Annotated in this window: 21 protein-coding genes; 17 read left to right on the forward strand and 4 right to left on the reverse strand. The window is 48.0% G+C overall.

Features of this window, described 5'->3' with window-relative positions; all coding sequences use genetic code 11:
- The first annotated feature begins 38 nt into the window (after positions 1-38).
- Positions 39-593: an aminoacyl-tRNA hydrolase gene (pth, locus tag Q0P86_RS09080; RefSeq protein WP_290996257.1), complete on the forward strand. Its 555-nt coding sequence runs from the start codon at positions 39-41 to the stop codon at positions 591-593.
- A 114-nt stretch (positions 594-707) separates the two neighbouring features.
- Complete coding sequence (gene guaB / locus Q0P86_RS09085) at positions 708-2,165, forward strand: IMP dehydrogenase (protein WP_294113641.1); 1,458 nt, start codon at positions 708-710, stop codon at positions 2,163-2,165.
- A 181-nt stretch (positions 2,166-2,346) separates the two neighbouring features.
- Here guaB and Q0P86_RS09090 read toward each other — a convergent pair whose 3' ends face one another.
- The 3 genes from Q0P86_RS09090 to Q0P86_RS09100 form a co-directional block, all read right to left on the reverse strand.
- A complete protein-coding gene (locus Q0P86_RS09090; protein WP_366941257.1) occupies positions 2,347-2,640 on the reverse strand; it encodes a diguanylate cyclase in 294 nt (97 codons plus the stop codon).
- The gene (locus tag Q0P86_RS09095) at positions 2,618-2,842 is read right to left on the reverse strand and encodes a hypothetical protein (RefSeq protein ID WP_294113640.1); all 225 of its coding nucleotides are present in this window, start codon (positions 2,840-2,842) and stop codon (positions 2,618-2,620) included. The genes Q0P86_RS09090 and Q0P86_RS09095 overlap by 23 nt, the downstream gene beginning before the upstream one ends.
- Positions 2,843-3,090: 248 nt before the next feature.
- A complete protein-coding gene (locus Q0P86_RS09100; RefSeq protein WP_294113639.1) occupies positions 3,091-3,579 on the reverse strand; it encodes a GNAT family N-acetyltransferase in 489 nt (162 codons plus the stop codon).
- 108 nt (positions 3,580-3,687) lie between these two features.
- Here Q0P86_RS09100 and bioA point away from each other — a divergent pair, with 108 nt between their 5' ends.
- The 4 genes from bioA to bioD all read left to right on the forward strand — a co-directional run bounded on the left by bioA (position 3,688) and on the right by bioD (position 8,135).
- Positions 3,688-5,034 carry an adenosylmethionine--8-amino-7-oxononanoate transaminase gene (gene bioA / locus Q0P86_RS09105; protein ID WP_294113638.1) on the forward strand — a complete coding sequence of 449 codons (1,347 nt, stop codon included), beginning with the start codon at positions 3,688-3,690 and terminating at the stop codon, positions 5,032-5,034.
- A gap of 79 nt (positions 5,035-5,113) precedes the next feature.
- Positions 5,114-5,962 carry a 6-carboxyhexanoate--CoA ligase gene (locus tag Q0P86_RS09110; protein ID WP_291021932.1) on the forward strand — a complete coding sequence of 283 codons (849 nt, stop codon included), beginning with the start codon at positions 5,114-5,116 and terminating at the stop codon, positions 5,960-5,962.
- A gap of 269 nt (positions 5,963-6,231) precedes the next feature.
- Positions 6,232-7,392: an 8-amino-7-oxononanoate synthase gene (locus Q0P86_RS09115; RefSeq protein WP_295038929.1), complete on the forward strand. Its 1,161-nt coding sequence runs from the start codon at positions 6,232-6,234 to the stop codon at positions 7,390-7,392.
- A 47-nt stretch (positions 7,393-7,439) separates the two neighbouring features.
- On the forward strand, positions 7,440-8,135 hold the full coding sequence (gene bioD / locus Q0P86_RS09120) for a dethiobiotin synthase (RefSeq protein ID WP_290996266.1): 696 nt from the start codon (positions 7,440-7,442) through the stop codon (positions 8,133-8,135).
- Positions 8,136-8,163: 28 nt separating this feature from the next.
- On the opposite strand, the gene Q0P86_RS09125 is transcribed toward bioD, so the two are convergent.
- On the reverse strand, positions 8,164-9,045 hold the full coding sequence (locus Q0P86_RS09125) for a LysR family transcriptional regulator (RefSeq protein WP_295038931.1): 882 nt from the start codon (positions 9,043-9,045) through the stop codon (positions 8,164-8,166).
- Between the two features lie 1,008 nt (positions 9,046-10,053).
- Between Q0P86_RS09125 and Q0P86_RS09130 the strand changes: the two genes are divergently transcribed.
- From Q0P86_RS09130 to Q0P86_RS09180, 11 genes are all read left to right on the forward strand, one after another.
- Positions 10,054-10,554: a hypothetical protein gene (locus Q0P86_RS09130; protein ID WP_295038935.1), complete on the forward strand. Its 501-nt coding sequence runs from the start codon at positions 10,054-10,056 to the stop codon at positions 10,552-10,554.
- A gap of 775 nt (positions 10,555-11,329) precedes the next feature.
- Positions 11,330-14,554: a helicase-related protein gene (locus tag Q0P86_RS09135; protein WP_295038937.1), complete on the forward strand. Its 3,225-nt coding sequence runs from the start codon at positions 11,330-11,332 to the stop codon at positions 14,552-14,554.
- A gap of 11 nt (positions 14,555-14,565) precedes the next feature.
- The gene (locus Q0P86_RS09140; protein ID WP_295038939.1) at positions 14,566-15,222 is read left to right on the forward strand and encodes a DUF4391 domain-containing protein; all 657 of its coding nucleotides are present in this window, start codon (positions 14,566-14,568) and stop codon (positions 15,220-15,222) included.
- Complete coding sequence (locus tag Q0P86_RS09145) at positions 15,194-17,056, forward strand: site-specific DNA-methyltransferase (RefSeq protein ID WP_295038941.1); 1,863 nt, start codon at positions 15,194-15,196, stop codon at positions 17,054-17,056. Before Q0P86_RS09140 ends, Q0P86_RS09145 begins: the two co-directional genes overlap by 29 nt.
- 12 nt (positions 17,057-17,068) lie before the next feature.
- Entirely contained in the window at positions 17,069-20,149 is a 3,081-nt protein-coding gene (locus tag Q0P86_RS09150; protein WP_295038942.1) for a DEAD/DEAH box helicase family protein, read from the forward strand.
- A 161-nt stretch (positions 20,150-20,310) separates the two neighbouring features.
- The gene (locus Q0P86_RS09155; protein ID WP_291025571.1) at positions 20,311-20,625 is read left to right on the forward strand and encodes a helix-turn-helix transcriptional regulator; all 315 of its coding nucleotides are present in this window, start codon (positions 20,311-20,313) and stop codon (positions 20,623-20,625) included.
- A 7-nt stretch (positions 20,626-20,632) separates the two neighbouring features.
- Complete coding sequence (locus tag Q0P86_RS09160) at positions 20,633-21,367, forward strand: ImmA/IrrE family metallo-endopeptidase (RefSeq protein WP_291025572.1); 735 nt, start codon at positions 20,633-20,635, stop codon at positions 21,365-21,367.
- Positions 21,339-21,992: a DUF4417 domain-containing protein gene (locus Q0P86_RS09165; RefSeq protein ID WP_295038945.1), complete on the forward strand. Its 654-nt coding sequence runs from the start codon at positions 21,339-21,341 to the stop codon at positions 21,990-21,992. Before Q0P86_RS09160 ends, Q0P86_RS09165 begins: the two co-directional genes overlap by 29 nt.
- Positions 21,985-22,434, forward strand: a complete 450-nt coding sequence (locus tag Q0P86_RS09170) for a hypothetical protein (protein ID WP_295038947.1) — start codon at positions 21,985-21,987, stop codon at positions 22,432-22,434. Before Q0P86_RS09165 ends, Q0P86_RS09170 begins: the two co-directional genes overlap by 8 nt.
- Before the next feature lie 10 nt (positions 22,435-22,444).
- Complete coding sequence (locus tag Q0P86_RS09175) at positions 22,445-22,966, forward strand: hypothetical protein (protein ID WP_295038949.1); 522 nt, start codon at positions 22,445-22,447, stop codon at positions 22,964-22,966.
- A gap of 360 nt (positions 22,967-23,326) precedes the next feature.
- Entirely contained in the window at positions 23,327-23,599 is a 273-nt protein-coding gene (locus Q0P86_RS09180) for a hypothetical protein (RefSeq protein ID WP_295038951.1), read from the forward strand.
- The last annotated feature ends 72 nt before the right edge of the window (positions 23,600-23,671 follow it).

Below are 23,671 nucleotides of genomic sequence, written 5' to 3' on the forward strand. Positions count from 1 at the left end.
ACACCTCAAAGCGCCCTTGGCGCGACCTCATACCTGTTATGTACATCATCGTCGGTCTCGGAAATCCTGGTACTCAGTACTCTAACACTCACCACAACGCGGGCTTTATGGCTGTAGAAAAGTTGGCCGACCCGAACAAGGACTGGAAAAGCGAACACAAGGCGCTCACCATGAAGGTGAATATCGCGGGCGAGGAATGCCTGCTTGCTAAGCCGCAGACGTTCATGAACTTGAGTGGCGAGGCGGTGCAGGCCCTGATGACCTGGTACAAGGTGAAGGTGGATCATCTGCTGGTTTTCAGCGACGACATTAATTTGGATGTAGGCCGTATCCGTTGCCGCAAGGACGGCAGTCACGGCGGCCAGAACGGGCTCCGCAATATCATTGAGCACGTGGGTGACAAGTTCCCGCGAATCCGTTTTGGCGTGGGCAAGTGCCCCCCGAAATTCGACCTCAGTAACTGGGTGCTGGCGAAGTTCTCGCCCGAAGACCGCCCCATGTTCGAAGAGGCCATTGCAAAAGTGCCCGCGCTTGTGGAATGCTACTTCAAGCTCGGCATCGAAAAGTGCATGGAACGGTATAACGGCAAATAGGGCGACTTCTACGCTGCTCATCGCTATAACGCTCTTTTTTACATATTTATAGCGCTTTTGAGCTAGGATTTGCGCGTGAAAATTACTATATTCTATGCGCAAAAGAGGTACTATATGAAACTTTTGCCAGAAGCTTTGACGTTTGACGACGTCCTCCTTGTTCCCGCAGAATCTTCTGTTCTTCCGGCCCAGACCGATGTGAGCACGCAGCTCGCTCCGAATATTAAGCTGAACATTCCCATTATCAGTGCAGCTATGGATACTGTGACGACGGCTCCGTTGGCAATTTCCCTTGCTTTGCAGGGTGGTCTCGGCATTATCCACAAGAATATGTCCATTGAAGACCAGGCTGAAGAAGTTCGCAAGGTCAAGCGTTGGCAGTCCGGTATCGTGACTAATCCGGTGACGCTCGATGCCGATGAACCGGTGTCTGCTGCTTTTGAACTCCGCGCCCGCAACAAGGTGAGCGGTTTCCCGATTCTTTCGAAGGGTAAGCTCGTCGGTATGCTCACGAGCCGCGACCTGCGCACCGTGAGCGACATGAACGTGAAGATTCGTGCCGTGATGACCAAGAACCCGGTGACGGCAAGCCCGAAGGTGAGCCTCGCCAAGGCGAAGGAAATCCTTGCCGAAAAGCGTATCGAAAAGCTCCCGCTCGTGGATGCTTCCGGTGTCTTGAAGGGCCTCATTACGATGACGGACATCTTGAAGCGCGAAAACAACCCGAATGCAAGCCTCGACAAGAACGGCCAGTTGCTCGTCGGTGCCGCTGTCAGCACTTCCGCCAATACGCTTGAACGCGTCGCCGCCCTCGTGGACGCCGGCGTCGACCTGTTGATTATCGATACGGCTCACGGCCACCACATCGGTGTGCGCAACATGGTGAAGACCGTCCGCAAAAAGTATCCGAAGCTCACGATTTGCGCCGGTAACGTCTGCACGCCGGAAGCTGTCGAAGAACTCGCCAAGTGCGGTGCGAACATCGTCAAGGTGGGTATCGGTCCGGGTTCCATCTGCACGACCCGTATCGTGGCCGGTGTCGGTTACCCGCAGTTCTCCGCTGTCGTGGAATGCGGCAAGATGGCTCGCAAGGTCGGCGTGAAGATTATCGCTGACGGTGGCCTCAAGTTCTCTGGCGACATCGTGAAGGCTCTCGCTGCTGGCGGTCACGCCGTGATGGTGGGTTCTCTCTTTGCCGGTACCGAAGAAGCTCCGGGCGAAGTGATTCTCGCTGATGGCCGTAGCTACAAGAGCTACCGCGGCATGGGCTCTCTCGGCGCCATGAAGGCTGGTTCTGCTGACCGTTACTTCCAGGGTGGCGTCCAGGAACCGCGCAAGTTCGTTCCGGAAGGCATCGAAGGTCGCGTTCCGTACAAGGGACCGCTCCGCGACACCGTTTACCAGCTGATTGGCGGTATCCACTCGGCCATGGGTTATGCCGGTGCTGCAAACCTCGAAGAACTCTACAAGAAGGCAACCTTTGTCCGTATCACGGGCGCAGGCCTCCGTGAATCTCATCCGCACGATGTGACCATTACGAAGGAAGCTCCGAACTACAGGACGGGCGACTAATCCTTCTTTACAAAGGAATTAAAGCGGCGGGCATTAGCTCGCCGTTTTGTCATTTATGCTCCAAGTAGAAAAAACATTTGTTGGCTAACTGGAGAACCAACGTCCAAAAATATTCGCTAAATGTGAACCTTATTTTTACAGTTGTATTGCCAAACTCAGTATAAGTTGGAAATACTTAATTTTATTCTTCGAATGGAACTAAGGTAACGCAGTTCCTTTTTTTCTTAGACACATAGAGCGCCTTGTCGGCATAAGAGAGCATGTCTGAAACCGTTCCGTCTCCGAATGTTCCGCCAAAACTCATCGTTAACTTTACATTTGGGTAATATTTCAGTTTGATTTTTTCTGCCTTGGCGCGCATCTGTTCAAGTCTGATTTTTAGTACTTCATGACTGATTCCCTTGAACAAAATTAAGAACTCGTCGCCACCATAACATACTATGCGGTCCAGATTACGAACAGATGAATTCAGTATCGATGCAAGCGCAGTATGTTGGTTGTTCTTTGATGAGGCTTAGGGCGCTTTCGATTCGATTGCTGGTGCGAAGAATTTCCACCTTTTCCGTTACAAAATCGACTCCGATAACGGAGGCAAATCCGTTCATGAGCGCGTTAATCATATTTTGTTGTTTGCGGTTCTGCTCCAGGAGCTCCTTCTCTTGTTCCAGCTTGGTCATTTGCGCGTTCGCGTTTTCAACAAGGTACAGGACTCGGCGTAGAGGCTTTTCTTCGCCAATGCGGACAAATATCGCATTGCTCCAACCGTGTATCTTTCCATGAAAATTTCTGAAGCGACATTTGTATTATCGAAATGTACAGCTCAGTTGCGGCGTAGTTATAGCTGTGAAAAATTCCGCAGTGTTCACAGGAAAGTCTGCTATAAATTTTTTGCAATTGTCCATAACGGTTCTCGAAAATAATTGTTTTAAAGTTCAATATAGTGCGGGATGATGTCCTCGTAATTTCCGTCCTTGAGCAGGAATCCCTTGGGGATCACGCCGAGCTGCGTAAAGCCAAGCTTCTTGTAGAGCTTGAGAGCCGATGTGTTTGTCGCGACAACGGCGTTGAACTGCAAAATCCTGAAACCGATTTCTTTAGCTTTTGCGAGGCAATCCTTCACGAGAAATTCGCCGATGTGCTGGCCGCGCTTATTCTTCTTGACCGCATAGCTCGCGTTCGAGATGTGCCCGCAGCGCCCGACATTGTTTGGATGAAGAATGTACAGCCCGACCACCTCGCCGGAGTCCGCATCGATAGCGATGCCCGTGAATGACTGCGACTTGAAAAAGGCGTCGCCCGTCTGCGGGTCAAGCATTTCTTTCTGCGGGAACGCGATACCGTCTTCGACAATGTCGTTCCAGATTGCAATGGCGTCATTGATATGTTTTTCGCTGTAGGCTTCGATTTTGAGCATTTTTTTTATCCTTTTAAAATCCCAAAAAATACTTTTACGAGTGTTTTTTTCATAAGGGAAAATATATAAAATGTGCTCGGAATAGGAATTTTCTACATTTGAATCTAAATGGAAAAGTTACTTGATTTTGATAGCGAACATTTGTGGCATCCGTATGCGGCTCTGAAAAATACTCCCGCAAGATTTCTTGCAAAATCTGCTCACGGAACGACGATTGAAACGGCCGATGGTCTGAAATTAATCGATGCAGTATCGAGTTGGTGGTGCATGGCGCATGGGCATAACGCCCCTGAAATCGTCGAGGCGATTCAAAAACAAAGTGAAAAGATGTGCCACGTGATGTTCGGTGGTTTTACGCATGAACTCGCGATTGAGTTGGGTGAAAAGCTGGTGAACTTTTTGCCCGAAGGCTTGAACAAGATTTTCTTCGCAGATTCGGGAAGCATTGCTGTGGAATGCAGCGCCAAGATGGCGGTGCAGTACCAGTATTCCCTCGGTCATCCGGAACGCTGTAAGTTGGTCGCCTTGAAGGGTGGTTACCATGGAGATACCGCAGGCGCGATGGCACTTAGTGACCCGGACGGAATGCATACGCTTTTCCGCGGAATCATGCCGCATCATTATTTTGCGGAACGCCCGAACTGCCGCTTTGACGAGGCTTGGAACCAGGCGGATTTCGCTTCGATGGAACGTGTCGTCGAGGAGCACAAAGGTGAAATCGCTGCCGTGATTTGCGAACCCGTTTTCCAGGGTGGAAACGGCATGTGGCTTTACAATGCGGGTTACTTGAAGGCACTTCGCGAACTTTGCGACCGTTACGGTATCTTGCTTATTTTGGATGAAATCGCTTCGGGCTTTTACCGAACGGGGCCGCGATTTGCGATGATGCATACCGCTGAAAATAACGACGCCGAAAAAAACGACGCCGACTTTATAAAGCCGGACATCATGTGCATAGGCAAGGCGCTCACGGGCGGAAGTATCACGATGGCGGCTTGCGTTGCGTCCGAGAAGGTTGCCGAAACAATTACGAATAGTAAAATTCCGGCATTTATGCACGGCCCCACTTACATGGCGAATCCGCTTGCCTGCGCTGCGGGAATCGCGTCGCTTTCGCTGTTTGAAAGTCGCGATTGTGCGGGGGCGGTTGCTCGAATTGAATCTCGCCTCCGTGCGAACCTTGAACCGCTCCGAGCGCTTGACAATGCGGCCGACGTGCGTGTTCTCGGCGCTATCGGAGTCTTGGAATTGAAGGCGAAACCTTCTGCGGATGATGTTCTGCGCGTGATTCGCGAAACCGGCGTGTGGCTCAGGCCTTTCTGCAATTACGTTTACACGATGCCTCCGTTCATTACGACTGATTCTGAAATTGACCGCATCTGCGAAGCCATCAAGATGATTGGCGAATGTGAACCCGCGCCTGTCGTAGAAGGCGAAGACGAATTTCATGAGTAAGTAGACATCCTGTCATCCTGGAGAGACAAGGTGGGTGAGCTTGCCGAACCACGCCCCGAAAGGATCCATTGAGATTTTTATGGAATATTATAGTTTAAAAATGCGGGCCTCGCAGCAAGTGGGCGAGGGCGAGCAGAAACACGAACAGCATATTTCCGGTGCAGAGCGCATCGTGGGCAGGAATTCCGTTGAAGCGGTATGTTCAGCGATGGTGCGCCGTGCCATGACGCATTCCAAAGGCGACCCGGATTTTATCAACGTGAAAATCGAAAAGGTTTGTGAATGCGATATCCAGATTTTGAAGGCCTTGCCCGTGACGCGTATCGATGTGGATACCTGGCAGGAGGGGCTGGAGAAGGCTTTTGGGTTGGTCAGTAAAGCTGTGATGGATGTTCATAAAGAAAGTTCCCTGAGCGTGCCGAAGGGAACGAGTGAAAATGCCAGCCTTCAAAACTTCGCCGCAAATTTGCCAGAACTTTTGCGGGCGACGTTCCCGATGCGTGGTGCGATGCTGTACGATATCGCAACGGGCGCACGTCTGGAACCGGACCACGAACGCGGCGTGCGTGCAACTTATATGGACGCGCTTCATTCGAGCGAAGTGGATGGCTGCAAGAATCATTTTAACGAAGCGATTGTGCTTGCGACCAAGGTGGCGAACGCCCCCGGAATGGTGGCGGAATTTTGCGTGAGCGATGACCCGAATTACGTGACGGGTTATGTGGCGAGCAAGGAACTTGGCTATGTACGCATCATGAAAATGAAAGAAATGGGCGATGAAAACGGAGGCCGCATTTTCCTGTTCGATTCGCGCAAGGCTAAAGCCGAAGAGTGTATCGAGTACTTGCAGAAGAAAAAAGTGCTAGTGGATGTCTCCTCGAGTCTTCCTGGAGCGAAGAGACGGGATCCAGAGCTGATTTTTCAATAACAAGTCATCTCGAAAAAAATGGATTGTTTAGTAACAAGTCATCCTGGAACGACCGTAGGAACGATAGGATCCAATGAGAAATAGAAAGGCTAGATTGCCATCCTGAGTGGAGAACCGAAGGAAAATGGTTGAGTGCTTCGTAACAAGTCATCCTGGAGAAGCGAAGCTTCGAACGGGATCCAGAGAAAATTAGCATGAAAGAGAAAATTTTAGACTTATTTACAAGAGAAACATTAGAGACAGCGCGTGCGAATAACACTTACCGCTCCATGCGCTTGATGGAAACGCCGGAATCGTCGCGCGTGAAAATCCGCATGCCCGACGGCACTTCGCAGGAGCAGATTTTACTTGCTTCCAATTCTTATCTCGACTTGGCGAACGTCGATGAACTCAAGCATGCGATGTCCCAGGCGGTTTTGGGGTGGGGGACAGGTAGCGGGGGAGCCCGCCTTACCACAGGCAACAAGACTCCGCATCAGGAACTCGAAGAATTTATCGCCAAATTCAAGGGGGAAGAATCCGCCATCACCTTCAATACGGGCTATATGGCGAATGTCGGCACGATTTCTGCTTTGTGCAGCAAGAGCGACTTTATCTTTAGCGATGAACTGAACCACGCGAGCATTATCGACGGAATCAGACTTTCACGAGCCAAGTGCTATGTTTATAAGCATAATGACATGGCTGATTTGCAGCGCGTGATTTCGACTGCCAAAGCAGAATTCAGCACACGTGAAATGCCTGCAGAAAACAGCGCGGCCTCAGCCTTCCGCGGCCTCATCGTGACGGATGCTGTTTTCAGCATGGATGGCGACCTTGCGAACCTGCCGGAACTTTTGCGGATTGCGCACGAAAGCGAATGCCTCCTGATGATTGACGAGGCGCACGCCACGGGCGTGCTCGGCAAGACCGGGCGCGGACTTGCCGAACACTACGGCTGTGCTCACGCTGATGTAACTGTCGGCACATTGAGCAAAGCCGTCGCCGCCGAAGGCGGCTTCGTGGCGGGTAAGCAGCAACTGATTGATTTCCTCCGCAACAAGGCCCGCAGCTTTATCTTCACGACGGCGATGGCCCCTGCCGTTGCCGCTGCCGCCTGCAATAACTTGCGCTACATTGATGCGCACCCTGAACGCGTGCAGAACTTGCGCGAAAACGTGAAATTTTTCTGCGATGCCTTGCTACATGAAGGCGTGAACGTCGTGCAGTCCCCGTCGGCGATCGTTCCGATTGTCATCGGCGACGAAGCCCGCGCACTCAAAATATCCGCCGCTCTCCAAGATGCGGGAATACTCATCCCTGCAATCCGTTACCCCACCGTCGCCAAGGGACAGGCCCGCCTGCGCGCAAGCTTGATGGCCACACATACGCAAGAACAACTTCAGATTGCTGCAACAACCATTGCTCAAATCATAAATGATTGCTTGTGAAGCGTTGCTATTCCTAACCACTAATCACTAACCACTGTTTACTTTTTATGTCCAAAGGTTATTTCGTCACAGCTACCGGAACAGATGTCGGCAAGACCTTCATCACCGCCCTTCTCGTCAAGAAATGGCGCGATTCCGGCATCGATGCGGGCTATTACAAGGCCGCCCTCAGCGGCGCAGAACTTCGCGACGGTAAATGGGTCGCAGGCGACGCCGATTACGTGAAACGCATCGCGAACCTCCCCGATACGCAAGAGCAGCTCGTGAGCTACGTCTATAAAGAAGCCGTCTCGCCGCATCTCGCCGCCCGCAAAGAAGGCAACCCCGTAGAAATTACGAAAGTCCAGGCCGATTTCGAAGCGGCCTACACTCGCCACGAATTCATTTTCGCCGAAGGCAGCGGCGGAATCATTTGCCCCATCCGCTATGATGCCGACGAATCTAGCAACGCATCTGGAGCATCGAAAAAAATATTCCTCGTCGATATCATGAAAACGCTGAACCTACCGCTGCTTATTGTTACGACAGCGGCCCTCGGCTCCATTAACGCTTGCGTGCTCACCGTAGAATACGCCCGTAGCCGCGGCCTCGATGTTCGCGGGCTCATCGTAAACCGCTACGGCTCTAGCGGCAACCTAGAAATGGAAGACGACAACATCCGCATGGTGCAAGACTTGACAGGCCTCGAAATCCTTGCGAAAGTAAAAGACGGCGACACCGATTTAGGCGTGCAACCGTTTTAAACCTTAAAAATGGGGCGCTTGTCCGCTTCTATTCCCCCAGCACGTGCCGGAGCGTATCGAGGAAAAGTTCGCCCGCCCGCGTGAACTGCTGGCCCCGCCGCCAAATGATGTACATATTGGTGGTGAGCTCTGGCATAAGCGGTCTGAAGCACAAACGCGAAGTGCGACTCGTATCCACCAGACCATCGAAAGTGAGCAGGTAGCCAGTGCCCTCTTTGGCAAGCACCGAACCGTTGTATGAAAGGTCGAGCCCCACAATCACGTTCAGCTTCGAAATATCGTCGCCGAACCATTTCGGCAAATCCGCCACCATCGCCTGTCGCGACGCCATCAGCGGCTTGTCGAGCAAGTCCTTCGGCTCAATAAAATCCCGCTTGGCCAAAGGGTCGTTGCGACGCATCACCACGCCCCAGCGGTCCACCGAACGCACCGCAAGACAATTGTACTTTTCCAAATCGACGTTATCTACAACCACCGCGAAATCGAAAATGCCCTTGTCCAGCTTTTCCAGGGCGCGCTCGCTATCGCCCGAATATAAGTTGTACTTAATCTTCGGATAATCGTCCCGGAGAATCGCGATGCACTTCGAAAGAAAATTCACGTTCCGCGATTCCGCACAGGCAATGGCGATTTCACCCACCACCTCGTCTTCCTTCAGCGACTTGAAATCCTGCACCGTCCTGTCCGCCATCGAAAGGATATCCTCCGCACGCTCCCGCAAGAGTTCCCCCGCAGGCGTCAGCCGAATCGCGTAATTCGTGCGCTCGAAAAGCTTCTCGCCCAGTTCCTCCTCCAACTCCTTGAGCTGGCGACTCACCGTCGGCTGCGTCACGCAAAGATTATCCGCCGCGCGCGAGACATTTCCCAACCGCGCCGCTTCCAGAAAATACCGCAAAACTCGAAGTTCCATACCCGAAAACTAACAAAATTCAAGCCCCGCAGGTATGAATTTATAAAAATAATGCCCGAAAGGAATAACTGATTGATTTGACGGGGGAAGTCTCCCCCTGCTTGCAGCCTTGCCCTGTTGTCCCCCTGGAGCCATGAGCGTGTCATCCTGAGCGGAGCCCGTAGGGCGAAGTCGAAGGATCCAGACCGATCTAGGGCAAGTCTTCCAGCACCCCACCACCTAAAGGTGGCCATGTACACTAAGGCCTAAAGGCCAAGTGTCCAAAGGTCGCCTAAGGGGCTCCGCCCCCTAAAACCCCCGAGCTTCTGTCATTCCCGCTCCATTTGTCACCCCGGCCACTGTGCCGGGGTCACCGTTTTTTTCGTCATTGCGCAAGCGCATGACCGCTTCGGCTCGGCAGTAGAACTCGCAATCGGTTCTACTGCTCTTGCCTCGCACGTCATTCCGGGCTTGATACACGTCATTGCGAGGGTTCGTAGAACCCGTGGCAATACATCTCTCGCGATATATATTTCCCACAGACATAGCCCCATTCCTCGCGGTTTGGGGTGCGAGTTTAACGTTGAGTTAGCTCTCATTCTCGAAGTGGAAATCTGGTAAATTTTCAAAATACACGAGGGTAAGACGAACACTCACACCCTTTCGGGCGTGGGCCGTTTGTGCTTATTGTGTATTAGGTTTACCAGAGCCTCCATTTCGGTAAGTGCATTCGATGCCACGCTTTTTTACTCCTAAAAATGCGCGTGAATAAGGGCAATTCACCCAAACGGCAACAATGGACCTGTTGCTGTTAGGTTTCACAATGGTCCGATAAAGGAGCCTGTTATGGCTGATTATGCAAACTTTCTTAAAGAAGTCGTAAGGAATTATGCTTGCAGAAAGCGAATCGAAGATATTGAGAGCTATCTCGCTAAGCGCCTGTTGTAGGAATTACATATAAAGCATTTGAAACCTCTGATTACGGAAGTTCCCGCGTTTAGGTCTCTTCCGCATCCTTTTGGAGGAGAAATGAGGAACTGGAGTGTCAATCCTGCGGCGGAAATGCTTGATGTGCATGATTTGGCACAAAGTGTCCTTGATAACGGTAAAGACAGTTCTTTAGTTCAGCTGACGACATATCCCGGTCTGGGAAGTAGGCAATATCTCGATCCTTTCAATTATTACTATCTCAAACCCATGGTTAAGGGGCATGAATACAAGCATTTCTTGGCCCATAGCCTCCTGTACAATCTTGCGTACATTTACGGTCAGAAGGTGTATAATCATGCTAGGCAATCGGAACAGCAACTGTCCAGAAACGATATTGCCATGAAGATAAAGGCTTGGCTCGACTACAAGTATGATCCGGACTACTCCAGATTTGACTTCATGAAGGACCGTGTGGAAGATTTTGACGAATACTTGGATGACATGGAAAACGAAGAAAATATATATTATGGTTGTCCTAGCATTGAAGAGGAACTTTTCGATGATTACAAGATGTTCATTGACGAAATGGATCTTGAGTGAGGCTTTCTTGCTTGCACTCGCCGTGCATCCTGTCGTGAATCAAAAGGACTCGTCTGCTTGCTGCTATGCGGATGCGCAAAGCGAACGATCCATCTTGCGCGATTCATCTTTAACAGACGAACAACGAAAAGTCCATTATCAAAAATTACGCTATCTAAGAGACGAAAAACGGAAGAACTCGGCTACGGACGCCTCCAGTGTTCGTAACGACAATTCCGCGAGTCAAAAAAAGCCTCAAAAATAGCGGTTGCCGTCCTTTTTTTGTCGTCCTCGCGATTTCTCTCGTCATCCTCGCCCCGGAACGTGGTCCGGGGTAAACTCCGGCGGGCGGACAGCACTTAGCACTTTAGTGCTTAGTGCGCATGGCCACCAAGGTGGGGATCTCCTTTCCATACGTCATTCCGGGCTTGATACACGTCATTGCGAGGGTTCGTAGAACCCGTGGCAATCCATCTCTCGCATATTTATATATATTTCCCACTGACATAGCCCCATTCCTCACGGTTTGGGGCGCATAGAGTTTTCAAGCTCTTGTTCCTGCAACCGAAATCGCCAAATTTCAAATCTGATGGGAACAGGGTTGAGGCTCGCGCACTTTGTGCGCGGGTCGTCTTCCGTTTGTCATCAGATAGGTTTTGGCGAACCTAGGTTGCGACAAGCAAGACGATTCCTCGCTTTTTTATTCCTTATATAGAATTGTGCAATCGTATTGCTACAGAGCAAGAGCGCAACCCGCGGTTGCGGTCTTTGCCGTAGTCGCAAGGCGATTTGGTAGATGGAATTATTTGATAATGTAGCCAAGACGGTCAAGGACGACCTTCTCGATAAAATCCGTCGTGGCAGTCGTGTTTCGATTGCTGCGGCCTTTTTTTCCATCTACGCCTTCAACGAACTTCGCAAGCAGTTGGAAAGTTGCGAGGAACTTCGTTTTATTTTCACGTCCCCTACGTTTGTTGCGGAAAATTCCGAAAAGGAACGCAAGGAATTCTACATCCAGCGGCTAGAGCGCGAAAAGTCCCTTTACGGCACCGAATTCGAAATCAAGCTTCGTAACGAGCTCAAGCAGCGTGTCGTGGCTCGCGAATGTGCCGAATGGATTCGCCGCAAGGTAAAGTTCAAGTCGAACGCCACGCGCGAGGGCATGAACAATTTCTTGTCGGTAAAAAACAGCGACAACACCTACACTTATTCTCCTGTCAATTCTTTCACGACGGTAGATTTGGGCGTAAAGCGCGGCAACAATTTGATGAACATGGTAGCGCGTTTTGAAACTCCGGAAAGCGCGAAGTTCCTAGAAATGTTCAATGCGGTCTGGTATGACGAATCTAAACTGAACGACGTTACCGAGAATGTCATCAAGATGATTACGACGGTCTATCAGGAAAACTCTCCGGAACTCATCTACTTTATGACGCTTTACAACATCTTCAGCGAATTTCTGGAAGATGTTTCGGAAGACGTATTGCCGAACGAAGCGACTGGGTTCAAGGAAACTGCCGTCTGGAACAAACTCTACAATTTCCAGAAAGATGCCGCAGTCGCCATAATCCATAAACTGGAACAGTACAACGGGTGTATCTTGGCCGATAGTGTTGGTCTCGGTAAAACGTTCACTGCACTTGCCGTCATCAAGTATTATGAGGGGCGCAATAAGGATGTTCTGGTCCTTTGCCCCAAAAAATTATCCGAGAACTGGATGACCTATCGCGGAAACCAGGTGAACAATCCGTTGGCATTAGACCGCCTGCGTTACGATGTCGCCTACCATACGGATCTTTCGCGAGACAACGGTAAGATTGCAACAGGCCTTTCGATAAACAGTATCAACTGGGGTAACTACGATCTGGTCGTGATTGACGAAAGCCACAATTTCAGGAACGGCAACGGTACCAACAGCCATGGTGGCGAAAAAGAAAACCGCTACATGCGGCTCATGAACCGTATCATCAAGCCGAACAAGAAAACTAAGGTGCTGATGCTTTCGGCAACTCCCGTGAACAACCGCTTCTACGACTTGCGCAACCAACTGGCGCTCGCATACTGCGATAATCCTGACGAGTTCAACGGCAAGCTTTCGACAAGGGCGGATATCGACGATATCTTCAAGCAGGCGCAAAAGGTCTATAATGCATGGTGCAAGTTCCCCGAAAGTGAACGGACAACGGCAAATCTGCTTTCTCGATTGGATTTTGATTTTTTTGAGGTGCTGGACAGCGTAACGATTGCGCGTTCCCGCAAGCAGATTCAGACCTATTACGACATGAAGGAAATAGGCGCGTTCCCTGAACGGAACAAACCCATATCGCTACGCCCGAAGTTGACAGATCTTACTGGTGGCATCAACTATCACGAAATCTTTGAGTTGTTGCAGGTACTCAAACTTACCATCTATACGCCGCTCAATCATGTTTTGGACAGTGAACTTCCGAAGTACTTGAATGAGCGCGATACCGAAAAATTCCGTAAGGGGCGTGAACTTGGCATTCAGCGAATCATGGCGACCAACCTGCTGAAACGCATGGAAAGTTCGGTACATTCCTTCTTGATGACGGTTCAGGAAATTTGCGATTACCTGAAGAGAACTTCTGAAATTATCGAAAATTTCAGCAAGCGTAAAGGCTCAATCGCTTCGGTCACCCTAGAAGCAAACCCGCTCTCTCTTGACGAAGATGATCAGAATACCGATTTCTTTACGGTGGGCAAGAAGGCTTCCGTTGACTTGCGCGATATAGATTACATAACGTGGAAAAACGAAATTGATAGCGATATTAGGACGTTTGAACAACTTGTCAAGATGGTGCAGAGTGTGACGCCGGAATACGATTTCAAGCTGAACGAACTGAAACGCATTATCCGCGAAAAGATTGCCTCCCCGATTAATCCCGGCAACAAGAAGGTCCTTGTGTTTACGGCGTTCTCCGATACGGCGGAATATCTTTACGCCAACCTGTCGGAATTGCTGAAAAAGGAACTTGGTGTAGAAGTGGCTCTCGTGACGGGCGATATCAATGGTCGAACGACAATCCCGAATTTCAAGACGAACATCAGCCATGTGCTAGCCGCATTTTCGCCAAAGTCCAAGGATCGAGACGTCCTTTACCCGAATGACAACGCGAATATCGATATCTTGATAGCGACGGACTGTATAAGTGAAGGCCAGAACTTGCAGGATTGTGATTTCTGTGTCAATTACGATATTCACTGGAACCCCGTACGCATTGTTCAGCGTTTTGGACGAATAGACCGTATCGGTAGCCAGAACAAGGTAATTCAACTGGTGAATTTCTGGCCCGATTTGGACTTGGACGAATACATCAACCTTAAAGAACGCGTCGAAACCCGTATGCGCATATCGGTAATGACGGCAACGGGTGACGACGACTTGATAAACCAGGACGAGAAGGGCGACCTGGAATATCGCAGGAACCAGCTCAAGAAATTGCAGGAAAAAGTCGTTGACTTGGAAGACATGGATTCGGGCGTTTCCATTATGGATTTGGGCCTGAACGAGTTCCGCATGGACTTGCTTGCCTATATAAAGCAAAAGACGGATATGGACCATGTGCCGTTTGGAATCTATGCGGTCGTAAAGGGCGAAAAACCTGGCGTGATATTCGTGCTGAAAAACGTCAAGAGCGACGAGACGATTAGAAGCAAGAACCGCCTGCACCCCTTCTACATGGTGTATGTCGGGAGTGACGGCGAAATTGTCGCGAATCACTTGCAGCCCAAGGATATCCTTGACATCATGCGCCTGCTGGCAAAGGGAAAATCTTCGCCCGATAAGGTTCTTAGCGATGAGTTCAATGCGGAAACCCGCGATGGTCGCGACATGGGTAAAGTTTCGGAAAGTCTAGGAAAGGCGATTGATTCTATAGTCCGCAAGAAAGACGAAAGCGATGTCGAAAGTTTCTTGAATGGCGACTTTGTGGATTTCGGTAAGGAGTCTGTGAAGGGACTAGATGATTTCGAATTGATTTGTTTCTTGGTGGTTCGTTGAGGGCAGTAAAGATGTTTGGACTGCCGAAAAGCACCGAAGAGAAGAAAATCATCCCGAAGGAAACGTTCTTTGGGCGAGTCGGAGCGTTTTCTGCGATGACAACGACGCAGAAGACTGCTTTTAACGAAGATGTAACGCAAGTGGCAATCACGAATGTGGTCGGCCCCCAAAGAATGCCCGTAGCAGCAGGCGCCCGCGTAAAGGGCTTTTATGTGGCTCGGGTTACGATGAAGCGAAAACAGTTTAACCCGAAGAATGTGGAGACCCTGCTGCACCGCATTGGACAAAAGAACATCCTTCTCGCTTTGAGTTATGGCGATGTGGTTCGTTTTGCACTGAAGTATGATGAACATGTCGTGGTATCGTTGGAGTGGCTGCTGGCTGAGGAATTCCGCTTCAGCTTTAGCGGCCTCAACTTGGATGATGTTTGGAACGGAATTGTGAAACAGGTGGCGGGCACCCCTTGGAAGGATGCCTTGAGTGTTTCCGAAAACTTGGATATTCAGGAACATATCGCCAAGTTGCAGAAGGAAATTGCGAACCTTGAAAAGAAGGCTCGCTCCGAAAACCAACCCGCCCGCAAACTGGAATTTTTTAACCGCAAACGAGACTTGGAATCTCAACTTACGGAGTACCAAAATGGAAAAAGCGAACATGCACAGCCTTGATATGGTGAACGAAAACATCAAGAAAATCGGGAACCTTTTCCCGGAATGCGTCACCGAGACTGTTGACGAAAATGGCAATGTCAAGGCCGCCATTGACTTTGAAAAATTGCAGGAAAACCTGAGCCACGCCACCATTGGCGAAGGCGAAGAACGCTACCAGTTTACTTGGCCCGGCAAGCGCGAGGCTATCCACAATGCGAATGCCTCCACCAACATGACGCTGCGCCCCTGCAAAGCGGAATCTGTAGATTTCGACAATACGGAAAACCTTTACATTGAAGGTGACAACCTGGAAGTTCTCAAGCTACTCCAGGAAAATTACTTGGGAAAGGTCAAGATGATTTACATTGACCCGCCTTACAATACGGGCAACGACTTCGTGTATAATGATGACTTCAAGGAAGATACGGAATCATTTCAGTCCAAGAGCGGAATGTATGACGAAGACGGAAACATGCTTTTGCAGAACTTCGAGAAGAATACCGAAAGCAACGGACGCTTCCATACCGATTGGCTGAACATGATGTATCCGCGCTTGAAAATTGCAAGGAATTTGCTAAGTGATGACGGTGTGATATTTATCAGCATTGATGATAATGAAGTAGAAAACTTGAAGAAAATATGTGATGAAATATTTGGAGAACAAAATTTTGTTGCTGATATTATTTGGAAACGTAAACGAGGAAGAGATAATAGTGCAAGATGGTTTAGTAAGGCTCATGAATATTGTTTGTTGTTTGCAAAGAATAAGGAAAAATTTAATACGGGTTATCTTGAATTAGACGAAGAAACGAAAAGTGCATATAAAAATCCTGATAATGACCCGCGTGGAAATTATCGTATGCTTGGATGCTGGGCAAGAGGAACTCAAGGTGGTGTAAAATATGATTTTACGACAAAGGATGGAACATATTTTAAAGAACGGTTATGGCTTTTTAGTAAGGATAATCTAAAAAAACTTGATGACGATGATAAGTTGATTATTCGAGGAGATAACATTTATCGAAAAATGTTTATTTATGAAAATAAAGGAAAAATACCTGAAACACTTTGGGATGATGTTTCGAATGCGGCTAATGCATCTGACGAAATCAAGCGATTGTTTGATGAAATTGTATTTGATACGCCGAAGCCGACTCCATATATAAAGCGAATGATTGAAATCGCATCAAGTACGGATTCATTGATTCTTGATTTCTTTTCTGGATCGGCGACAACGGCAAACGCAGTATTGACTCAAAATATGTTTGATGGTGGCAAACGTAAATTCATCTGCGTTCAGCTTCCTGAAGCGACTGCAGAAGATTCCGAAGCCAATAAGGCTGGCTACAAGAACATCTGTGAAATCGGCAAGGAACGCATTCGCCGTGCTGGTAAGAAAATCAAGGAAGAATTTGGCGAAAAGGCAAAAGACCTTGATATTGGATTCCGTGTTTTAAAACTTGCTAAAAGCAACATGAAGGATGTGTATTACAGCCCTGCAGAAACAGATTCCGCAGACATTTTTGACGCAAACAATGTCAAGGAAGACCGCACTCCGCTCGACTTGCTTTTCCAGGTTATGCCCGAATGCAACCTGCCGCTGTCCAGCAAGATTGAAGAACGCACCATCGAGGGAAAGACCGTCTATTTCGTAAACGGCAACTATCTCGTCGCCTGTTTTGACGAAGGAATCACCGAAAAACTCATCAAGTCTGTCATCGATGTTCCCGATAGCGACAAACCCTACTACTTCTATATGCGGGGTCTCGGTCTCGAAAGTGACAAGGTTCTTGACAACTTCGAACAGCTCTTTGTCCACTACAGCCCTACCACCAAACGCAAGGTCATTTAAGGCGAGGGCTGCATGAAATTCAAGTTCAAGATTCAGCAATACCAGACCGATGCTGTCGAAAATGCCGTAAACGTTTTTGCGGGGCAGCCTTGCTACGACAATACCGTTTATCGCCGTGACTTGGGCAAGCGCAAAGGTCAAGTAAACGTATTCGATCAGGATGAAGCAGGCTTCCGTAACCACGATATCGAACTTTCCGAAAGCGAACTGCTCGCAAACATCCACAAGTCGCAGGATATCTGCGACATCAAGCGCTCTGCAAGCGTGGTAAAGTCCGGCGTGGAAGCTTGCCGCCTCGATATCGAAATGGAAACGGGTACAGGCAAGACTTACGTGTATCTCAAGACCATGTTCGAACTCAACAAGCGTTATGGCTGGAGCAAGTTCGTGGTCATTGTCCCGAGTAAGGCCATCCGCGAAGGTGTCTATAAGAGTTTCCAGACGCTTGAAGACCACTTTATGGAATATTACGGCAAAAAGGCCCGCTATTTCATCTACAATAGTGACCATTTGCAGCAGATTGATTCCTATTCGAGTGATGCCGGCATTAATGTAATGATTATCAACGCCCAAGCGTTTGCATCTTCGTTCAACGAAGAAGATTACAAGAAGAAAATTGCCGAAGGCAAGAAAATTCCCGAAGCGAACAGGAAAATTTTTGACAGGCGCGATGAATTCGGGAGCCGTAGGCCCATTGATGTGCTGGCGGCAAACCATCCGATTGTCATTCTGGATGAACCTCAGAAACTTGAAGGAACTGTCACCCAGAAGACCATGCAGGCGTTCAAGCCGCTGTTCATCTTGAACTACTCCGCAACGCATAAGATCCAGCACAATCTCATCTATGCCTTGGATGCTCTTGACGCCTACCGCCAAAAACTCGTGAAGAAAATTCAGGTCAAGACGCTTACTGCAAAAAACTTGGCGGGAACGGCTGCATACCTGTATCTAGACGATATTATCCTAGATCCGAAAAAGGCTCCTGTTGCAAAAATTCAACTTGAAGTCAAGAAGGGTACGGGAATCAGCCGGGAATATCGCAAGTTTGAATATGGCGATAAGCTTTCTGTTGCTAGCGGGACCAATGCGTATGACGGCTTCACCATTGCGGAAATTGATCCGCTCGCAAACCAGGTTGTATTTACTAACGGTAAAGTAATTTACAAGGGCCAAGTCGTAAACGATACGGACGCAAAGACGATGCAGCGTCTGCAAATCCGCGAAACCATCGAAGCCCACTTCAAAAAAGAAGAAGAACTCTTCAAGAAAGGAATCAAGTGCCTTTCGCTGTTTTTCATTGATGAAGTCGCAAATTACAAGAGCTATGAAGGCGATGACGAGGTCAAGGGTTTCCTCTGGAAAACGTTCGAAGAAGAATACAACAATATCGTTTCAGAAAAGCTGACCTTTTTCGATGACGATTATCAAAAGTATCTAAAAGGGATTACTGCCGAAGATACGCATAAGGGATATTTCTCTATCGACAAGAAAGGCCACGCCTGCGATAGCAAGGCCGAAAAGAAACTGGACGGAATGAGTGATGATGTTTCCGCGTATGACCTTATTCTAAAGAATAAGGAACTCCTGCTCAGTTTCAAGAGTCCCGTGCGATTCATCTTTAGCCATTCCGCACTGCAGGAAGGTTGGGACAATCCGAACGTGTTCCAGATTTGCACGCTTCGCCACGCCAGTTCCAATGTCCGCCGCCGGCAAGAGGTGGGGCGTGGGCTACGCCTTTGCGTGAATCAGGATGGCGACCGCCAGGATTTGGAAGTTCTGGGTGATAACATCCATAATCTGAACAAGCTTACCGTCATTGCTAACGAAGATTATGCCGCATTTGTAAGTGGTTTGCAGTCCGAAATCAGGGAAGCGCTTCGCGATAGGCCGACGCTAGCCAACAAGGATTACTTCTTCGGCAAATCGATTGAAATGGTCGGTGGTGAAAAGCATACGCTGACCGATGCCGAAGCAAGCCTTGTATTTGCATATCTTTACAGCAACGATTATGTCGATGAAAAGGGCCGCGTCACCGAAAGATACAAGATGCACAAGGATGCCGGAACGCTTGCTGCGATGGGTGGTAAACTGGCCGGAATGGAAACAAGTATCCATAGACTTGTGCAGGCGACATTCGATACGGAACTTGCGCTCGAAACGATGGTCGAAGATGGAAACGCAACCGAGGTTCCGGCAAGCGTTTTGAATGCAAACTACTACAAGCAGGAATTTCAGGATTTGTGGAAACGCCTGAACCACAAGTATGTCTATACCGTCGATTATGACAGCGCAGAACTTGTGGAAAAGGCAGCCAAGAGCATCAATGACAATTTGATGGTGAACGAGCTGACATACGTGATTACCGAAGCCGACCAGACCGGAGTTGATGCGTTCGGTGCGACAAAGACTGTCCGCAAGAAGGCTTCTACAGTATCTTCGTCGACGGTAAAATATGACTTGGTGGGTGAAATAGCCGAAGGCGCGAAACTTACCCGCAAGACGGTTGTTGAAATTTTGAAAAAGACGGAAGGCAAGTTGTTCATGTTCCGCAACAATCCTGAAGAGTACATCAAGAACGTGGTGAAGCTCATTAAGGAACAGAAAGCGACCATGATTGTGGAACACATCGGTTATTCTGTGATTGACGGAACATACGATAGCGATATCTTTACCGCCGAAAAACATGCTACGCTAGACAAGGCGTTCCTGACGGAAAAGCATATCACCGACTACATTTTTACTGACGGCTATGCTAAAAAGCCCGAAGATAGCGTAGAAGCACGTTTCGCAAAGCAGCTTGAGTCTGCCGACGAAGTGGCCGTGTATGCAAAACTCCCGAAGGCATTCCAGATTCCGACTCCGGTGGGCAACTACTCGCCCGACTGGGCAATCGCCTTCAAGAAGGATTCCGTGAAGCACATCTTCTTTGTCGCCGAAACCAAGGGCAGCATGGATTCCATGCAGCTCAAGGCCATCGAAGATGCCAAGATTCACTGCGCCGAACGCCTTTTCAACGAAATCTCGACCGAAGACGTAAAGTACCACAAGGTCGCCAGTTATGAGGATTTGTTGAAAGCCATGGAGGCGGTGTAGGGGAGGGGCGACCCTTTGCGTTGTAAAATTAACCCAAAAGTTAACTTGGTTAATTTTTAAGGCTTTAGATACAATATATTGTGTTTTTTTTTGAAAAAATATAAAAATACTTGACAAAGTGATAATTTTGTTATATATTGATGAAAAACGGGAGATACATTATGGCAGAGCCTTTTAATGCGAGATTACAGCGCCTTCTTTCAAATTCTGGCATGACTCAGAAAGAACTTGCTGCTCAGGCTGGTGTGACGGAGGCTGCGGTGTCTCACTATATAAAGGGGGATCGCGTTCCCCGCTCTTCTGTAGTTCTCAAGCTTGCTGAGACTCTGGATGTGTCGGTGGATGAATTGATGGGGCCGGATAAAGTTCCTGATTTTGAGGATATGTATAGAATTGTTGCTCGTGGAGTTGAACAGTTGAGTGCTGAAGAAAGATTGAAACTGGTTAGAGTCCTTTTGAAAGACGGAAAAATCTAGAATGTATTTGGATGATGAGACATATGAAGAAATCAAAGGAGAAGTTGCACACTATCTGTGCGAATGTGATATGTCTTATCCTCTTGATGTTAATGAGTTTGCTCGCCGGATGAATCTGAATGTTGTTCCCTATAGCACGCTTGGATGTGATGCATATATGGCTGCGATGCGAACTAGCCGAGATGGTTTTTTGTGCGAAAAGAATTATGCGTATGCTTATGTATTCCTCAATGACGAAAGGATGAGTGAACGCCAAGATTCATCAATACTTCACGAAATTGGCCATTTTGTAATGGATCATAATACAACGCCAGACAAATCAGATGATGTGAAAGAAGCCGAAGCGAAGTTTTTTGCGAAGTACGCCAAGGCTCCGATGCCGCTCATTCACTTGCTCCCGATTGTAACGACAGAAACAATTCAAAAAGCTTTTGGTTTGAGTCGCGAAGCTGCAAAATATGCTTTGGATAACTATTGGAAATGGCTTGACCGGTTCAATGGAACCTATACGGATTACGAGCAGAAGATTTTAAGTCTCAAAAGAGATGGGCTAAACGCCGATATAGAAGAATTGAAATTTCAAAAAGAACGTTCTTCCGTTCGCTACCAACGTGCGGAAGGGCAAAAGTACAAACCAAACCTTGCAAGAAAACCGCGTGGACAAGCAGTTCCTTTGCAAGATTGTAACAGCACAGTTGTGCAAAGGAACTTATATGAAGTTCGACAAATGGCGGGACCATGATGTCCTGAAGCAAAAAATACTAGAAGGTTTGCCTTTGGATCCCAAATATGGGATGCCTGTTATGAAACGGGTCGCGAAGGCTGACGTTAGAAATCCGATTCCATTCAATTGCCTTGGCTCAACGAAGAATAGGAAGGAACTGTGGTTCCATTTCTACATCGACGATTATCAATTTGAGCGTATATGGAATAACTTCGTAACGTATGTTCCGATGTTAATGGACTGCGAGGGAGGTTTCTCGCCGGACTTTAGCCTTTATCTGGGAATGCCTACTGTGCTACAACAATGGAATTCGTTCAGGAATAAGGCCATTGGGGCACGCTTGCAAAGAATGGGTAAGACTATTATTCCGAATGTCGGGTTTAGCGATGAAAAAAGTTTGGACTTCGCATTTGCAGGAATTCCCGAAAACAGCGTCCTTTCTATCACGACGCAAGGATGCTTGCAAAATGGTGTGTGTAAGCAGTCTCTTTTGAATGGTTTGCATGAACTTTGTAGACAGAAATATCCGACAAAGTTGTATGTAGTCGGTCTTTTTCCTGAAAAATGGAAAGACAAGTTCCCGATGCCTATTGAGACAGTCCCGACTTTTGCCGGAACAAGATGGGGTGGCAACCATGGGTAGAGGTCGCGGCGGCTATACGCAACATCAACTATCTTACAGAGATTCCGGTGGAAGGAAGGTTAAGGATAAAGGCTCAATATTTGTAGCGGAGCGATATATGGATTTGGGGTATGAATCTGTATTCCGACGTGAAATTGACGGTGTAAAGCGTTTTGATTTGACCATCAAAACGAGTGATGATGTAAATTTTGTGAAGAATATCGAAGTGAAACAAGTCATTAGTCCGAACTCTAGCCGAATTGCCGAAAATATTCGAAATGGGTTTGAACAGTTGGCCGGTGAAGGTGGCGGTACGATTGCGCTGTATGACGCAAACCACAACCAATCACAAGATAGAATATCGTTTATTCAGAAAGGAATTGACGAGGCTAGGCGAAAAGGTTGGATTAAAGGTCCGATAGAAGTTTGGTTTAAAGATAAAACTTGTGTAAAGATGAATTAGGAGGCTCAAGATGGCTCGATTAAAATGCAAATGCGGAAATTCTCTTTCCAATTCTACCGACTACGAAACTGATGTTTATTACATCTTTTCCAAGAAGGAAATCTTAGAGGCTATTCAGGAGAATCCGCAATTACTTTACTGGGATTTTTATACGGATAGGGAAGCAGAATGCGACTACTGGTTCTGTCCTCGTTGTAAGCGAATGATGGAGTGTTCTTTGAAAAAGGGTGTTGTATTGAGAATTTACAAGCCGATCCGCATCAAAGAAAACGACCTAAACCTTGAAACGGATTCATGGGCGGAATTTTATTCCTATAGCGACAATGAACTTCTTGTTTTGACGGATAAAAATTACGAGCAGGGGTATAAGATGACTCTTCGGGAGTTCTATGAAAAATATCCTCGCAAGTATTTCTATCGCGTTTCGCCTGACGAAACAAGAATATTTGCTTTCGAATCAAATTCTAAGAAGTTGGCGTTTATCTATGGTCTAGAGGAATGGTCCCCGATAGACCCGGATATTCAGAAATAAAAAACTCGGCAGAAGCTACCAACAACTGCCGAGTGCTTTTGCAAGGAAAACCTCGCGGACAAGCATGGATAATATAGTTTTTTTATGTGGGTTGGATTCGTGAAACTTGCCGAAGATGAAGTTCTTGGTAGTGTTTGCTTTTTTCTGAAATCTGATCGCTTATGCAGTCATTGATTATCAAACCCTCTTGACAACCGCCGTCTAGTAATTTATATTTAGTGCACAAATGTGTAGAAAGTTGTTTTTTCGCGCACGGTGTAAAACAAGCAAAGCCCCGCCTTTTTATGCATGTAGGCGGAGGGAGGAAAGATGAATACTAGCCAAACAAGGCCTGAAAATGTTATATTGCCATTAAGCAATATGATGTACCCCTTTATGACACTTGACGACAACGCGGAAATTGTCCATTCCGAAATGGGCAAGGATGGCCGCGTTAAGGTGTACATCGAAAAACCCGACGCAAAGGACGGCTTCCATCGGGCGACATGCTGTTTACCCTCCTATACATGGGAAGATATATTCGGTTTTTCAGATGAGGAAATCAATCACTATAAGAAGGTGATTGAATCTACGGCTCATTTGATAATGGAATTTTCTCAGAAAGGTGGGTTCAACAATGCCGCAAATCTTTAAAATAGGGTCTTTCTGGGTTTATTGTCCAAAAAATGGTTAAAACCCTGCACTTTCAGTGCAGCGACTTTCAGT

The sequence above is a fragment of the uncultured Fibrobacter sp. genome, from assembly GCF_946062555.1.
Taxonomy (GTDB): Bacteria; Fibrobacterota; Fibrobacteria; order Fibrobacterales; family Fibrobacteraceae; genus Fibrobacter.